Genomic DNA, 14,179 nt, shown 5'->3' on the forward strand with positions numbered 1-14,179 from the left:
GCCGCTGGGCTGGTTGGGCCCACTTGGGCCATCACGCCAGAGTTGGAGCCAATGCGGTTGATGTTGCCGTCATTCAAGGCGGGCTGGCCCACCCACACCATGCCTTGTTGCATGGCCAAGGTGATGAAGTATTGAATGGTCGACAGCTTGTCACCACTGGGGCTGGCTGAAATGGTGAAGCCGCCTGCGACTTTGTCTTTCCATGCGCTGCCAAACCACTGCTTGGATGTGGCATCTGCAAATTTCTTGAACTGCCAAGAGACCATGCCCATGTAGGTGGGCGAGCCGAAGACGATGGCATCAGCCGCATTGAGGGTTTCCCACTCAGCATCGGTGATGTTGCCGTCAGCATCGATGGCGATGATGGCAGCATTCGCGCCTTCGGCCACGAATTGGGCCACGCGTTGGGTGTGGCCGTAGCCAGAGTGGTAAACGACGACGGTTTGTGTCATGGTGTGTGTTCCTAAATGCGGTGAATGAAAAAGTTGAAAAATGGGACTATTTATGGAGCTTCTTTTTTAGCGTCGAGGCTCCAAGCGCCAGCGCCCGAAGACACCAACAGCAACAAGCCACCCATCACGCCGACGTTCTTGAAGAACAAGAGTTGCTGCATGAAGGCCTGCTCAGGCGCAGCGGCCCAAAACGCGTGAAAGAAGACCGAAGCAACGAGTGTGAACACCGCCAACACCGCCGCAGCAATGCGGGTTTGAAAGCCCACGATCAAAGCAACCGAGCCCAGAATTTCCACAGCAACCGCAGCAGCAGCTGCCACTGAGGCAAACGGCAAACCCACAGAACCGATGTAAGCCACGGTGCCTTCAAAGCCAGACAGTTTTGACAAGCCTGCTGGCAAGAAGAGTGCAGCCAGCAAGAGGCGGCCCATGAGGTTGAGTGCGTTGTTCATTCAGTTGTCCTTGAGTTGGAGGGAAGAGTAAAAAATTAAGCAGCCAAGTCAAACACCAACACCTCGGCATCTTGGCCGTGGGTCAATGCAACCGTGGTTTCGTTGTCTAGCAGTGCGGCGTCGCCCGTGGTCAATGCCTGGCCATTGACTTGCAATGCACCACGAATGAGGTGCACATAGGCTTTGCGACCTTTGGCAATTGTCAATGTCGCGGCCTCTTCGCCGTCAAACAGGCCCGCATACAAGGCAGCGTCGGCGTGCAATGTGACAACACCGTCTGCGGGGGCAGCAATGCGGCTCAGTGCGCCGCGTTTGGACACTGGCGGCACTGTTTTTTGTTCATAGCTGGCAGGAATACCGCGCACATTGGGTTCAATCCAAATTTGCAAGAAGTGCGTCGTCTCATCAGGCGCGTGGTTGAACTCGCTGTGCTGCACGCCATTGCCTGCGCTCATGCGCTGCACGTCGCCAGGTGGAATGCCCTCCACGTTGCCCATGTTGTCTTTGTGGGCCAAGTTACCGCTCAACACATAGCTGATGATTTCCATGTCGCGGTGGCCGTGGGTGCCAAAGCCTGTGCCCGGCGCAATGCGGTCTTCGTTGATGACGCGCAAATTGCCCCACCCCATGAATTCGGGATCGTGGTAGCTGGCAAACGAAAAGCTATGAAACGACTTGAGCCAGCCGTGATCGGCATAGCCTCGGTCTTGGGATTTGCGAATGGTCAACATGGTGTGCGCTCCTGTTTTGTCTTGAGCTGAACTTTAGGCCCTCACCCGGCTTTTGCCATGCACCGCATTTGATGGCATCATTCAAATTATTTGAACGATCAAAGCCCCATTGCATGACATCTCCCCGTGACGTCCTCACCCCAGATTCGCTGTCCATGCTGCACGCGATTGAAAAAGCAGGCAGCTTTGCAGCCGCTGCGCGCGCACTTGGACTGGTGCCCAGCGCCCTGACCTACCGCGTGCGACAGATGGAAGATGCGCTGGATGTGCTGCTGTTTGACCGCAGCGCCAGGCAAGCCCAGCTCACCGCGGCAGGGCACGAACTGCTGCGCGAAGGCGATCGCTTGCTGGCCGACATGGACGCCATCGCCAACCGCGTCAAACGTGTAGCCACGGGCTGGGAGAGTCAGTTCACCCTTGCTGTAGACGGCATCATCGACCGCGCAACCGTCATGGAATTGTGCGAAGCCTTCTTGGCCTTGAACGCGCCCACACGCCTCAAGCTGAGAGACGAAACCCTCACGGGCACGCTCGAAGCGCTCACCAGCGGCCAAGCCGATTTGGCGCTCGGCATTGCGGGCAGCATCAGCGACAGCGGCTCAACATCGGGCATCCATAGCCAGGTGCTGGGTGCCATGCACTTTGTGTTTGCAGTTGCACCGCATCACCCGTTGGCCCACGCCCCAGAGCCCTTGACCGATGCGCGCATTGGTCTGCACCGGGCCGTGGCTGTGGCCGACTCGGTACAACGTGGCGCGGGGATGAGCGTGGGATTGCTACCGGGCCAAGACGTCTTCACAGTGTCCACCATGCAAAGCAAAATTGATGCGCAAGTGCGTGGTCTGGGCGTGGGTTTTGTGCCAGAAAAAATGGTGCGATCGTTGATTGACCAAGGTGTTTTGGTGGCGCGGGCTGTCGAACGTCACCCGCGTGTGACTCAACTCAGTTACGCTTGGCGAATTCCCTATGGCAGTGAGGGCGAGCGCGGCGGACGCGCTTTGCAGTGGTGGCTCAAACAACTCAAGAGCTCGGCCACCCGCTCTGCGCTATTGGTGAACCCCCGACCCAATTAGCCCGCAGGAAGGTGTAGAGTGCAACCATGACCCTGAACATCGCCATCATCGGAGCCGGCATCGCTGGCATCACCGCCGCCCGCACTTTGGTCAAAGCTGGCCACCATGTGCATGTGTTTGAAAAAAGCCCGGGCGCGGGTGGACGCATGTCCACGCGCGACACCAACTTCGGCACCTTTGACCACGGCGCCCAATACTTCACAGTCCGCGACCCACGCTTTTCCTTGGCCATCCAAGCCGTGCCCGGCACCACCGAGATTTGCCGCCCTTGGAGCGCCAACGCCGTGCGTGTACTTGACCCACTGGGCCATGTGTTTGAAGCCGCTCGCTCCACCAAAGACGCTCACTTTGTAGCCAAACCTGGCATGAACGCATTGGTGCGCCATTGGGCAGCGCCGCTAGGCAAAGCCATCACGTACAACACCTTGGTCAACCGCTTGGCGCGCGGCACCAAAGGTTTGTGGACAGTGCACACTGAACATCGAGAAGTCACAGGCTTTGACCATGTCTTGCTCGCCATTCCTTGCATACAGGCCGAAAACTTGCTCAAAGCCTCAGGCAAAGAAGCAGCCAATCACCAGTGGCTCAAAGCCATGGACGCTGTGGATGTAGCCCCCTGCTGGACCATGATGCTGGCCTTTCCCAAGGCCACGCAGCCCAATTTGCACATCGGTCCGCAGTGGAATGCAGCACGCAGCATTCATCACCGAATTGCATGGTTGACACGCGAATCATCCAAACCAGGCCGCGGCAAAGTCGAGCGCTGGACCGTGCAAGCCAACTCAGCATGGTCGGCTGAACACATCTCAGACACCGAGGCCCGCGTCAAGGCCAAACTGTTGCGAGCCTTTGCCGAACTCACGGGTATCCGTGCCGAGCCCGCCTTTGCCGAGATGCACTGCTGGCTCTATGCCAAAACCACCAAGCCCCTCGGTGTGTCACACCAATACAACCCAGCCAACGGCTTGGGTACCTGCGGCGACTGGCACTTGGGCCACCGCGTGGAAGACGCCTTTGTCTCTGGCCTTGAACTCGCATTGAGTGTTTGCCAATCTGCCAATCGCTTATAAAACGGTTCACGCACAGGCAACGTGCGTGAAATTCTTGTGCGCTACATCGGTCGATTCGCCCCCTCCCCCACGGGCCCGCTGCATGCGGGCTCGCTCGTTGCAGCCCTCGCCAGTTGGCTAGACGCGCGCGCGCACGGCGGCCAATGGTTGGTGCGCATCGAAGACGTGGACACACCGCGTTGCATCGTTGGCGCTGACCCACTCATCTTGCAACAACTCGCCATCTGCGGCTTGGCCTCTGACGCACCTGTGATGCGGCAATCGCAACGCGGCGATGCCTACCAAGCGGCGCTCGACACCTTGATCGCCAAAGGCTGGGCCTACCCCTGCGGCTGTTCACGCAAAGAAATTGAAGACGCACAAGTTTTGATGGGCCACACCCGCGAACGCCACACCGCCGCGGTCTACCCAGGCACTTGCCGAGATGGACTGCATGGCAAAGCCACACGCGCGTGGCGGCTGAATGTGCAACGCGTGATCGACGATTTGAAACTGCCCACGCCATTGACTTGGCAAGACCGCTTGCTTGGTAGCCAACAACAAGATGTAGCCCAAGAAGTGGGTGACTTTGTACTGCGCCGCGCCGACGGCCTGTGGGCCTACCAACTCGCGGTGGTGGTGGACGATGCCGCGCAAGGCATCACCCACATCGTGCGGGGTGCAGACCTGAGCGACAACACCGCACGACAAATCGTGCTGCAACACGCATTGGGTTTGGCTACACCCCGCTACATGCACACACCGCTGGTGTTGGGTGACAACGGGGAGAAGCTGAGTAAGCAAAATGGGGCTGAGGCTTTGGACTTGAGGGAGCCACTGATTGCGCTAAAAATAGCCGCGCAAACCTTGGGGCTGTCAGTGCCAAACAAGGGCGCATCGATTGATCAAACCCTCGCCAAATGGGCAAAAGCATGGCCATCTGTCCCACGATAATGGGCAAATATCTCTAGATTCTTCAGCCATGATCACCGCCGACACGCCCACCAACCCTGACGCCACAAAAACCGACACGCTATTCATGCGCGTCATCAAAACCTATGTGCTGCGTGCTGGCCGCATGGGTCCGGGTCAAACGCGTGCGTTTGAGCAGTTCGGTCCCCAGTTTTTGGTGCCTTACGCACCTGAGCGTTTGGATGTGGCTGCTGCGTTTGGCCGCACTGCGCCACTGATTTTGGAAATCGGTTTTGGCATGGGCGACGCCACGGCCAAGATTGCGCACACGCGCCCTGACGACAACTTTTTGTGCTGTGAGGTTCACGCGCCTGGCGTGGGTGCGCTGCTCAAGCGCTGCGGTGAAGAGCGCATTGGCAACATCCGCATCGTGCAGCACGACGCGGTGGAGGTGATGGACCACATGCTGGGCCCAAAGAGCCTGGACGGCGTGCACATCTTCTTCCCAGACCCATGGCACAAAAGCCGTCACCACAAGCGGCGCTTGATTCAAAGCGCGTTTGTCAAGCGCTTGGCCCAACACATCAAGCCCGGCGGCTACCTGCACTTGGCGACCGATTGGGCGCCCTATGCCGAGCAAATGATGCAAGTGGTGTCTGCTGAGCCCATGCTGTACAACACCGCCACCGACCCCAGCGGCTTTGCCGAAAAGCCCGCCTACCGCCCGCTCACCAAGTTTGAAAACCGTGGCTTGAAGCTTGGCCATGGGGTGTGGGATTTGGTGTTCACCAGGGTCTAAGTCGTCTGGAACCTACCCCCATGCGAATCCCGACGCGCCACGGCGTAGGCGCCAGCCGCGTGTCGCTACCCGTGGGGCCTTGGCCCACGGTGCTTGATTTTTTGGTGGCGCGCATGCCCGACATCTCGCGCGACGAGTGGCTGCAGCGCTTCAACGACCAACTCGTGCTCAACGAGGAGGCTCAGCCCGTGGCAGCCACACAGGCCTACACGCCCCACACCAAGCTCTACTACTACCGCCACATCGCCAACGAGCCGGTGCTGCCCGAGAAGGCCAGCATCGTCTTTGAAGACGCGCACTTGATCGTGGCGGACAAACCGCACTTCATGCCTGTCACGCCTGCGGGCCGCTACGTGCAGCAAAGTTTGTTGGTGCAGCTCAAGCACCTCACTGGCAACGACGCGCTCGTGCCCCTGCACCGCATCGACCGCGAAACCGCAGGCCTCGTGATGTTTGGCAAACGTTTGCAAGACCGCGACGCCTACCACGCGCTGTTTCGAGACAAAGAAATGCACAAAGTGTATGAAGCGGTGGCCGCCTTCAACCCCGCGCTAGAGCTGCCGCGCACGCACATCAGCCGTCTGCAACCAGACCCGCTTTTTTTCAAAACACAAGAAGTCGTTGGCGAGCCCAACAGCGAAACACGCATCAGCTTGCTCAAAGTCGAAGAGTCGCGGGCGCTCTACCAGCTAGAACCTATCAGCGGCAAACGCCACCAATTGCGCGTGCACATGATGGCGCTGGGCTTGCCGCTGGAGGGCGATCAGTTTTATCCCACCGTGTTGCGCGGGCCAGATGCACAAGAGGACTTCAACAACCCCTTGCAATTACTTGCAAAAAGCGTGGCCTTCACCGACCCCGTCACGGGCGAAGCGCGGGAATTTCACAGCGCTTTGCGTCTGAAAATTCACGCATAAAAAAAAGCGCTAGCGTCTAAAACGCCAGCGCTTACATGCGAACAAAGAATTTAAACCCGCTCGGTCACCCAAGCTTGCACGCTGGCCAAGGCCTTGGGCAAAGCAGCGGCGTCGGTGCCACCGGCCATCGCCATGTCGGGCTTGCCGCCCCCCTTGCCGCCGACTTGTTGGGCCACAAAGTTGGCCAACTCGCCCGCCTTGACCTTGCCCACGTGGTCAGCGGTCACGCCTGCGGCGATGTTGACTTTCTCACCGTCCACAGCGGCCAGCACGACCACAGCTGACTTCATTTTGTCTTTGAGCTTGTCTAGGGTGTCGCGCAAGGTTTTGGCATCTGCACCGTCGAGTTGAGCCACCAACAACTTGATGCCCTTGACATCGAGTGCTTGCGTCATCAACTCGTCGCCTTGGGCCGAAGCCACTTTGCCTTTGAGGGCCGAGACTTCTTTCTCAAGCGCTTTGACCTGGTCCAACACTTGAGCCAAACGAGCATTGAGCTCGGTGGGTGGTGCTTTGAGCGCGCCAGCGGCTTGCGTCACCGAGTCTTCCAGCGATTGCAAATAAGCCAAAGCATTCGCGCCTGTGATGGCCTCGATGCGGCGCACGCCAGCGGCCACGCCGCCTTCGGCCACCACTTTGAACAAGCCAATGTCGCCCGTGGCTTTGACGTGGGTGCCACCGCACAACTCGCGGCTAGATCCAATGTCGAGCACGCGCACGGTCTCGCCGTACTTCTCGCCAAACAACATCATGGCGCCTGTTTGTTGCGCGGACTCGATGTCCATCACGCGCGCTTGCGCCGACGCATTGGCCAAAATTTCGGCGTTCACTTGGGCTTCTATGTCGCGAATTTGCGCATCCGTCACAGGCGCGTTGTGGGCAAAGTCAAAACGTGTGCGTTCAGCATTCACCAAGCTGCCTTTTTGTTGCACATGGTCACCCAACACGTCGCGCAAGGCTTTGTGCATCAGGTGGGTGGCTGAGTGGTTGCGCACGGTGGCAGCGCGCACTTGCACGTCCACTTGGGCGTCCACATGGTCGCCCACCGCCAAGGTGCCTTGGGTCAAGGTGCCGTGGTGGCCATACACATCGGCTTTGATCTTCAAGGTGTCTTCCACCGCAAAGCTGGCAGAGCCGCTCACCAGCACGCCAGCGTCACCCACTTGGCCGCCGCTTTCGGCGTAGAAGGGCGTGGTGTCCAACACCACCACGCCCGTTTGGCCATGCTTGAGTTCGGCCACCGAGTTGCCGTCTAAGTACACCGCCACCACTTTGGAGGTGGCTTTGAGGTCGTCATAGCCCACAAAGGTGTTGCCAGCGCCCGAGTAGTCCAAGGCCTTGTCCATCTTGAACTTGCCTGCGGCGCGGGCTTGGGATTTTTGTTTTTCCATGGCGGCGGCAAAGCCGGCTTCGTCCACGCTCAGGCCACGCTCGCGGCACACGTCGGCCGACAAGTCGAGCGGAAAGCCATAGGTGTCGTGCAGCTTAAAGGCGACTTCGCCCGGCAACACTTGCGCGCCGCCTTGCAAAGCGGCATCCAAAATTGACATGCCCACTTCGAGGGTTTCAAAGAAGCGCTCTTCTTCGGCTTTCAAGACCGATGCAATGCGCTCTGCTTGGCTGGCCATGTTGGGATAAGCAGCGCCCATGAGCTTGACCAAGTCAGGCACCAGTTTGTGGAAGAACGGTTTTTTCTGACCTAACAAATAGCCGTGGCGAATGGCGCGACGAATGATGCGGCGCTGCACATAGCCACGGCCTTCGTTGCTGGGCACCACGCCGTCGCTCACCAAGAACGAGGTGGCGCGGATGTGGTCGGCAATCACGCGCAGGCTCTTGTGTCCCAAATCAGTGCAACCCGTTTCGCGTGACGCAGCTTTGATGAGGGCATCAAAGATGTCGATTTCGTAGTTGCTGTGCACGTGCTGCAAGATGGCCGCCAAGCGCTCTAGGCCCATGCCCGTGTCCACACAAGGCGCGGGCAAGCGGGTGACAGCGCCAGTTTCGTCCATGTTGAATTGCATGAACACGTTGTTCCAAATTTCAATGAAACGGTCGCCGTCTTCGTCGGGGCTGCCAGGAGGTCCGCCGGGAATGTGGTCGCCGTGGTCATAAAAGATTTCAGAACAAGGGCCGCAAGGGCCAGTGTCAGCCATCATCCAGAAGTTGTCGCTCTTGTAGCGGCCGCCTTTGTTGTCGCCAATGCGAATCACGCGCTCGGGTGGCAGGCCAATTTCTTTGGTCCAAATGTCATAGGCCTCATCGTCTTCTTGATAGACCGTGGCCAGCAGACGCTCGGGGGGCAGTTTGTAGACCTGGGTCAACAACTCCCATGCCCAATGGAGTGACTCTCGTTTGAAGTAGTCGCCAAACGACCAGTTGCCCAGCATTTCAAAGAAGGTGTGGTGGCGGGCGGTGTAGCCCACGTTTTCCAAGTCGTTGTGCTTGCCACCCGCGCGCAAGCAGGCTTGAACCGAGGCAGCGCGCACGTAGGAGCGCTTGTCATCGCCCAAGAAAACGTCTTTGAACTGGACCATGCCTGAGTTGGTGAACATCAATGTGGGGTCGTTACCAGGCACCAAGGGGCTGGAAGCCACGACGGTGTGGCCTTTGGACTCAAAGAAGTCAAGAAATGATTTGCGAATGTCAGCGACGGTGAATGTGGGTGTAGTCATCCGCAAATTATAGGTTTCGGTGTTCCCCCAAAGTCCCAACGGCCACTGGGGCGGCGTTATGCTTGACGGATTAAATACGGAGACTCCCATGGACATGAAAACCGCAGGTTTCGCTCAAACAGCACCACTTTCTTTGCTCAACGACCCCAGCCTGCTCAAGACCGATGCCTTGATCAATGGCCATTGGGTCGCAGGCGCCAGCCGCTTTGATGTGCATGACCCAGCCACCGGACACAAGCTAGCCGATGTGGCCAACCTCTCAACCACAGATGCCCATGCCGCCCTGGATGCCGCCAACAACGCATGGCCAGCCTGGCGCAACAAAACCAGCAAAGAGCGCAGCATCATCTTGCGCAATTGGTTTGACTTACTGATGGCCAACCAAGAAGACTTGGCACGCATCATGACTGCCGAGCAAGGCAAGCCCTTTGCAGAAGCCAAAGGCGAAGTGGCCTACGCGGCGAGCTTTGTGGAGTGGTTTGCCGAAGAAGCCAAGCGCGTCAATGGCGAGACCTTGCCCCAGTTTGACAACAACCGTCGCCTGATGGTGCTCAAGCAACCCATCGGCGTGTGCGCTGCCATCACGCCTTGGAACTTTCCGCTGGCCATGATCACCCGCAAAGTAGCCCCTGCACTGGCTGCTGGCTGCCCTGTGGTGATCAAGCCCGCCGAACTCACCCCCCTCACCGCTTTGGCCGCTGCAGAACTGGCCATTCGCGCTGGCATTCCTGCGGGCGTGTTGAACATCCTGAGTGCCGACAACGACAACAGCATTGCGATTGGCAAAGTGTTTTGCAGCAGCGACATCGTGCGACACATCAGCTTCACGGGTTCCACCGAAGTGGGCCGCATCTTGATGGCGCAGTCGGCCCCAACCATCAAGAAGCTCGCCTTAGAGTTGGGCGGCAACGCCCCTTTCATCGTGTTTGACGATGCTGACATTGACAGTGCCGTGGATGGCGCCATGGCCAGCAAATACCGCAACGCAGGACAAACCTGCGTGTGCGCCAACCGCATTTATGTGCAAGACGCCGTGTACGACGAGTTTGTGCAAAAGTTCTCGGCCAAAGTCAGGGCCATCAAAGTGGGCAACGGCTTTGATGAAGGCGTGGTCCAAGGCCCCTTGATTGAAGTCGCCGCCGTTGAAAAGGTAGAGCGCCACTTGCAAGATGCAGTGGCCAAGGGTGGCAAGGTCATGGCGGGCGGCCACAAATTAGAAGGCCAGTTTTATGCACCCACCGTCATCTCCGAAGCCAGCGCCGACATGCTGTGCGCCCGAGAAGAAACCTTTGGCCCGTTTGCCCCGGTCTTTCGCTTTCACCACGAACAAGAAGTCATAGACGCCGCTAACAACACCGAGTTTGGCTTGGCCAGCTACTTTTACAGCCGCGATGTTGGCCGTATTTACCGCGTCAGCGAAGCGCTGGAATACGGCATGGTGGGCATCAACGCTGGGGTGATTGCCACCGAGCATGTGCCGTTTGGTGGCATCAAGCAATCGGGTTTGGGTCGCGAAGGCTCTAGCCACGGCATGGAGGAGTACCTTGAGATGAAATACCTTTGTGTAGGCGACATCCTCAAATAATGACAATACCTTTAGAAACAAAGGAATAAGTGGTTTTACTTGGTTTATGACAGTTTTGTTATTTACAATGAAATTCTTTTTGCACAATGTAATCAACAACATATCCCATGGAATCCAAACAAATCTACCTGCGCTTTCTGAATCTCATTCACGCCTTAGATGGTCAAGCGAATGCGCCTGTGATGGACTTGGATGCCAAAAAGCTTCTCGAAGTGATTGCAGTTCGTCATGCCTCTGAAAAGCCTTTGACAGTCACTGACGCAATGGGTCTGAATGCCATTGCCTCGCCTGCCACCATTCACCGCAAGCTCGACCAGCTGCGAGAGCTGGGCATGATTGACACGGTGTTTGAAGGCAAAAACCGTCGCACCAAATACCTCGTGCCTACCAAAATGGCGCATGACTACTTCAGCCAAGTTGGTCAAGTCATGCAACAAGCACTGGCTAACACCTAAGACTTTGCCACGCGCAACCTAAAACAGCATCCCTCAAGGATGCTGTTTTGCTTTGTCAACGCATACTGTTCTCACATCTTTTCTTGATTTTCTCGGTGGCAATGCGGCGGCAATACTTCATGTCTTTTTCGATTTTGCCCATGCAAAGGTTGAGTAAATCGTTGTTGCCAATTTTTTGGCAATGCGACTTGTCGTTGCTGATGGTGGCTCGGCAGTCATGGGCCTTGTCTTTGTCCTTGATGTCGTTGCAGCTTTGCGCACTCGCAGCAAAACACACCCAAAGCGTTGCCAACAGAATAATTTTTTTCATGGCTTACCCCAACTACCGCACGTGTCACGTGATTCAGTTTAGGGCAAGCACCCCTACAATGCCAGCACTACCTGCGGGTGTCGTTCAATGGTAGGACTCTTGCTTCCCAAGCAAATAACGTGGGTTCGATTCCCATCACCCGCTCCACAGACAAAAAAGCCGCTCAAGTTGAACCGAGCGGCTTTTTCAATGGATGGCGCAGCATCCAACAGGGTGATTACTTCACCAAGAGCACAGGCTTCTTGCAAGTGCTCAAGACGCGTTGCGCCACGGAACCTACCAACATATCAATCAGGCCACTGCGGCCTTTGGTGCCCATGACCACCATGTCAAACTTTTTATTGGCGACATCGGAGATGACTTGCGCCACATGACCTGTGTGAATGATGCTGTCGTGCTTGACGCCAGCCTTCACCAACACAGCCAAAGCTGATTTGAGCTCTTTCTCACTCAGTTCGCGCAAGTAATCGGCAATGCCTTCTTTGCCCACAAACTGTTGCGCATGGCGCAAGCCTTGGTCATCGTGCACATTGATCAAAGTGATGCGATCTTGCGTGCGAAAGTTGGAAGCCAACTTCACAGCGCACTTGACTGCGTTCAGTGAAGATTTAGAACCGTCGACAGCAACCAAAATTTTCATGGTGTTTCCTCTTGTTGTGAACAGGCAAGTTTAGCCCCACATCACAACAAGGTCACACCTGTTTTGCTTTGCAAGAACTCACGGCTCACGCCGGGCGCCAGTTCAATCACTTGGAGGCCTTCAGGCACCACATCCATCACCGCGAGGTCGGTGATGATGCGGTCAACCACACCCACGCCTGTCAAAGGCAAGGTGCAGTGCGGCAAAATTTTCAAATCTTCGGTGCCGTCTTTTTTCTTGGCCACGTGCTCCATCAAGACGATGACGCGCTTGACGCCTGCCACCAAGTCCATCGCGCCGCCCATGCCTTTGATCATCTTGCCGGGAATCATCCAATTGGCCAAGTCGCCCTGCTCGCTGACTTGCATCGCGCCCAAGATGGAGAGGTTGATCTTGCCGCCACGGATCATGGCAAACGATTGGTCGCTGCCAAAAATGGCTGAACCTTTGATGGTGGTGACAGTTTGCTTGCCCGCGTTGATGAGGTCCGCGTCGACCTCGTCTTCGTATGGAAACGCGCCAATGCCCAGCATGCCGTTCTCGCTTTGCAGCCAGACCTCCACATGGTCAGGCACGTGGTTGGCCACCAAGGTGGGAATGCCAATGCCAAGGTTCACATAAAAACCGTCTTGCAGTTCGCTTGCCGCACGTGCGGCCATTTCGTCTTGAGTCCAAGCCATGTCTATTCCTTATTTGCGGTCACGTGTGGTGCGTTTTTCGATGCGCTTTTCGGGCTTAGCGTTGAGCACGATGCGGTGCACATAAATGCCGGGCAGGTGAATGTCGTCAGGGGCCAACTCGCCCGTCTCCACAATACGCTCCACTTCCACCACGCAAATCTTGCCAGCAGTGGCGGCTGCGGGGTTGAAGTTGCGCGCAGTCATGTTGAAACGCAAATTGCCTGAGCGGTCGGCCACGTCGGCTTTGATCAGCGAGATTTGAGGCACCAGTGAGCGCTCCATCACATAGGTGTCGCCGTCGAACTCGCGCAGCTCTTTGCCCTCGGCCACCAAGGTACCCACACCGGTTTTGGTGAAGAAGGCGGGAATACCAGCACCGCCGGCACGCAGCTTTTCAGCCAGCGTGCCTTGCGGGGTGAATTCAAGTTCGAGTTCACCCGCCAAATATTGACGCTCGAACTCTTTGTTCTCGCCCACATAGCTGGAAATCATTTTTTTGATTTGATGGGTTTCAAGCAACTTGCCCAACCCGAAGCCGTCCACGCCAGCATTGTTGGAGATGACGGTTAAGTCCTTCACGCCACTGTCGCGCAAAGCGTCAATCAAGGCTTCAGGAATACCACACAAGCCAAAACCACCCACAGCCATCAACTGGCCGTCGGCCACGATGTCTTGGAGTGCCTCAGCAGCGGAAGGGAAAACTTTGTTCAAGGCAGGCTCCAGTCAAAGTAGTTCATAAAATCACAACGATACTACGTAATACACTACGTAGTTTTTCGTAAGCACAGACCCCTGAATGCCATCACGATGATTGATTATCGTCAAGCCTTTGACCTCGCCCCTGTGGGCTTGGTGCTGTCACGCAACCGCACCATGGTGGACTGCAACCAACACCTGTGCGACATGTTTGGCACCTCGCGCGAGCAACTCATGGGCCAATCGTTTCAGGTGCTCTACCCCAGCGCAGATGAGTATGAGCGCACGGGCGCACGCATCAAATTGAGCCTGAACGCCAAGGGTTTGTATGCCGACGACCGCTTGATGAAACGCATCGACGGCCGCTTCAAGGGCGAGCCTTTTTGGTGCCACGTGACGGGCCGCGCCTTGAACCTTGACTCCCCCCACGAAGCGGGCATTTGGAGTTTTGAAGACCTCAGCGCCAGCCGTCCTGTTCGTGCCGAGCTAACAGCCCGCGAGCGAGAAGTAGCTGCCTTGCTGATGGAGGGCATGACGTCCAAAGAAATTGGCAAAGTGCTCGGCATCAGCCACCGCACGGTAGAGATCTACCGCGCCAAACTCATGCGCAAATACAAAGCATCGACCACGGCAGACTTGGTGCACAAGTTGGTGGTGGGCTAAGTTATGTTGAAGCGACAAGTGGGCCCGACAGAGTTAAGCCTGAAATGGACCCGAGGATAATGAGCCAAGCCATCTAAGGAACGGGATACA

16 protein-coding genes and 1 tRNA gene are annotated in these 14,179 nt (G+C 56.9%); 9 read left to right on the forward strand and 8 right to left on the reverse strand.

Going from position 1 to position 14,179, the window contains the following annotated elements; translation table 11 throughout:
• The 3 genes from V7Q41_RS08840 to V7Q41_RS08850 form a co-directional block, all read right to left on the reverse strand.
• Positions 1-452: flavodoxin family protein (locus tag V7Q41_RS08840; protein ID WP_333845451.1), on the reverse strand; the 452-nt coding region annotated here is incomplete at its 3' end.
• Between the two features lie 50 nt (positions 453-502).
• Positions 503-904, reverse strand: coding sequence for a DoxX family protein (locus tag V7Q41_RS08845; protein ID WP_333845452.1), 402 nt, complete (start codon positions 902-904; stop codon positions 503-505).
• A gap of 35 nt (positions 905-939) precedes the next feature.
• Positions 940-1,635, reverse strand: a complete 696-nt coding sequence (locus tag V7Q41_RS08850; protein WP_333845453.1) for a pirin family protein — start codon at positions 1,633-1,635, stop codon at positions 940-942.
• A 113-nt stretch (positions 1,636-1,748) separates the two neighbouring features.
• On the opposite strand from V7Q41_RS08850, the gene V7Q41_RS08855 reads away from it, so the two are divergent.
• From V7Q41_RS08855 to V7Q41_RS08875, 5 genes are read left to right on the forward strand one after another with little or no spacing between them, the layout of a single operon-like run.
• The gene (locus V7Q41_RS08855; RefSeq protein WP_333845454.1) at positions 1,749-2,708 is read left to right on the forward strand and encodes a LysR substrate-binding domain-containing protein; all 960 of its coding nucleotides are present in this window, start codon (positions 1,749-1,751) and stop codon (positions 2,706-2,708) included.
• A gap of 26 nt (positions 2,709-2,734) precedes the next feature.
• On the forward strand, positions 2,735-3,778 hold the full coding sequence (locus tag V7Q41_RS08860) for an NAD(P)/FAD-dependent oxidoreductase (RefSeq protein WP_333845455.1): 1,044 nt from the start codon (positions 2,735-2,737) through the stop codon (positions 3,776-3,778).
• Between the two features lie 30 nt (positions 3,779-3,808).
• Positions 3,809-4,711, forward strand: coding sequence for a tRNA glutamyl-Q(34) synthetase GluQRS (gene gluQRS, locus V7Q41_RS08865; RefSeq protein ID WP_333845533.1), 903 nt, complete (start codon positions 3,809-3,811; stop codon positions 4,709-4,711).
• A gap of 28 nt (positions 4,712-4,739) precedes the next feature.
• Complete coding sequence (gene trmB, locus V7Q41_RS08870) at positions 4,740-5,468, forward strand: tRNA (guanosine(46)-N7)-methyltransferase TrmB (protein ID WP_333845456.1); 729 nt, start codon at positions 4,740-4,742, stop codon at positions 5,466-5,468.
• 20 nt (positions 5,469-5,488) lie between these two features.
• Positions 5,489-6,385 (forward strand): pseudouridine synthase, encoded by an 897-nt coding sequence (locus V7Q41_RS08875; protein WP_333845457.1) that lies wholly within the window; start codon positions 5,489-5,491, stop codon positions 6,383-6,385.
• Between the two features lie 50 nt (positions 6,386-6,435).
• Here V7Q41_RS08875 and alaS read toward each other — a convergent pair whose 3' ends face one another.
• A complete protein-coding gene (gene alaS, locus V7Q41_RS08880; RefSeq protein WP_333845458.1) occupies positions 6,436-9,060 on the reverse strand; it encodes an alanine--tRNA ligase in 2,625 nt (874 codons plus the stop codon).
• An 88-nt stretch (positions 9,061-9,148) separates the two neighbouring features.
• Between alaS and V7Q41_RS08885 the strand changes: the two genes are divergently transcribed.
• Together V7Q41_RS08885 and V7Q41_RS08890 are read left to right on the forward strand one after the other, a co-directional pair.
• Positions 9,149-10,645: an NAD-dependent succinate-semialdehyde dehydrogenase gene (locus tag V7Q41_RS08885; RefSeq protein ID WP_333845459.1), complete on the forward strand. Its 1,497-nt coding sequence runs from the start codon at positions 9,149-9,151 to the stop codon at positions 10,643-10,645.
• A 107-nt stretch (positions 10,646-10,752) separates the two neighbouring features.
• On the forward strand, positions 10,753-11,100 hold the full coding sequence (locus V7Q41_RS08890; RefSeq protein ID WP_333845460.1) for a hypothetical protein: 348 nt from the start codon (positions 10,753-10,755) through the stop codon (positions 11,098-11,100).
• Between the two features lie 55 nt (positions 11,101-11,155).
• Here V7Q41_RS08890 and V7Q41_RS08895 read toward each other — a convergent pair whose 3' ends face one another.
• The gene (locus V7Q41_RS08895; protein WP_333845461.1) at positions 11,156-11,410 is read right to left on the reverse strand and encodes a hypothetical protein; all 255 of its coding nucleotides are present in this window, start codon (positions 11,408-11,410) and stop codon (positions 11,156-11,158) included.
• Between the two features lie 73 nt (positions 11,411-11,483).
• On the opposite strand from V7Q41_RS08895, the gene V7Q41_RS08900 reads away from it, so the two are divergent.
• A tRNA-Gly gene (locus tag V7Q41_RS08900) sits at positions 11,484-11,557 on the forward strand.
• Positions 11,558-11,627: 70 nt separating this feature from the next.
• Here the strand turns inward: V7Q41_RS08900 and V7Q41_RS08905 are convergent.
• From V7Q41_RS08905 to V7Q41_RS08915, 3 genes are read right to left on the reverse strand one after another with little or no spacing between them, the layout of a single operon-like run.
• The gene (locus V7Q41_RS08905) at positions 11,628-12,050 is read right to left on the reverse strand and encodes a universal stress protein (protein ID WP_333845462.1); all 423 of its coding nucleotides are present in this window, start codon (positions 12,048-12,050) and stop codon (positions 11,628-11,630) included.
• 41 nt (positions 12,051-12,091) lie between these two features.
• Positions 12,092-12,730, reverse strand: coding sequence for a 3-oxoacid CoA-transferase subunit B (locus V7Q41_RS08910; RefSeq protein ID WP_333845463.1), 639 nt, complete (start codon positions 12,728-12,730; stop codon positions 12,092-12,094).
• Between the two features lie 9 nt (positions 12,731-12,739).
• Positions 12,740-13,441, reverse strand: coding sequence for a CoA transferase subunit A (locus V7Q41_RS08915; RefSeq protein WP_333845464.1), 702 nt, complete (start codon positions 13,439-13,441; stop codon positions 12,740-12,742).
• Between the two features lie 96 nt (positions 13,442-13,537).
• Here V7Q41_RS08915 and V7Q41_RS08920 point away from each other — a divergent pair, with 96 nt between their 5' ends.
• Positions 13,538-14,089 (forward strand): PAS and helix-turn-helix domain-containing protein, encoded by a 552-nt coding sequence (locus tag V7Q41_RS08920; protein WP_333845465.1) that lies wholly within the window; start codon positions 13,538-13,540, stop codon positions 14,087-14,089.
• Positions 14,090-14,179 lie beyond the last annotated feature (90 nt).

The organism is Limnohabitans sp. (genome assembly GCF_036804465.1).
Classification (GTDB): domain Bacteria; phylum Pseudomonadota; class Gammaproteobacteria; order Burkholderiales; family Burkholderiaceae_C; genus Limnohabitans.

What these genes read in the sequence shown, in the direction of transcription:
- trmB (WP_333845456.1), top strand. Translation starts at nt 4,740, where the DNA reads ATGATCACCGCCGACACGCCCACCAACCCTGACGCCACAAAAACCGAC.
- V7Q41_RS08905 (WP_333845462.1), bottom strand. Translation starts at nt 12,050, where the DNA reads ATGAAAATTTTGGTTGCTGTCGACGGTTCTAAATCTTCACTGAACGCA.
- V7Q41_RS08885 (WP_333845459.1), top strand. Translation starts at nt 9,149, where the DNA reads ATGGACATGAAAACCGCAGGTTTCGCTCAAACAGCACCACTTTCTTTG.
- V7Q41_RS08850 (WP_333845453.1), bottom strand. Translation starts at nt 1,635, where the DNA reads ATGTTGACCATTCGCAAATCCCAAGACCGAGGCTATGCCGATCACGGC.
- V7Q41_RS08845 (WP_333845452.1), bottom strand. Translation starts at nt 904, where the DNA reads ATGAACAACGCACTCAACCTCATGGGCCGCCTCTTGCTGGCTGCACTC.
- V7Q41_RS08895 (WP_333845461.1), bottom strand. Translation starts at nt 11,410, where the DNA reads ATGAAAAAAATTATTCTGTTGGCAACGCTTTGGGTGTGTTTTGCTGCG.
- V7Q41_RS08890 (WP_333845460.1), top strand. Translation starts at nt 10,753, where the DNA reads ATGGAATCCAAACAAATCTACCTGCGCTTTCTGAATCTCATTCACGCC.
- V7Q41_RS08920 (WP_333845465.1), top strand. Translation starts at nt 13,538, where the DNA reads ATGATTGATTATCGTCAAGCCTTTGACCTCGCCCCTGTGGGCTTGGTG.
- alaS (WP_333845458.1), bottom strand. Translation starts at nt 9,060, where the DNA reads ATGACTACACCCACATTCACCGTCGCTGACATTCGCAAATCATTTCTT.
- V7Q41_RS08910 (WP_333845463.1), bottom strand. Translation starts at nt 12,730, where the DNA reads ATGGCTTGGACTCAAGACGAAATGGCCGCACGTGCGGCAAGCGAACTG.
- V7Q41_RS08860 (WP_333845455.1), top strand. Translation starts at nt 2,735, where the DNA reads ATGACCCTGAACATCGCCATCATCGGAGCCGGCATCGCTGGCATCACC.
- V7Q41_RS08855 (WP_333845454.1), top strand. Translation starts at nt 1,749, where the DNA reads ATGACATCTCCCCGTGACGTCCTCACCCCAGATTCGCTGTCCATGCTG.
- V7Q41_RS08875 (WP_333845457.1), top strand. Translation starts at nt 5,489, where the DNA reads ATGCGAATCCCGACGCGCCACGGCGTAGGCGCCAGCCGCGTGTCGCTA.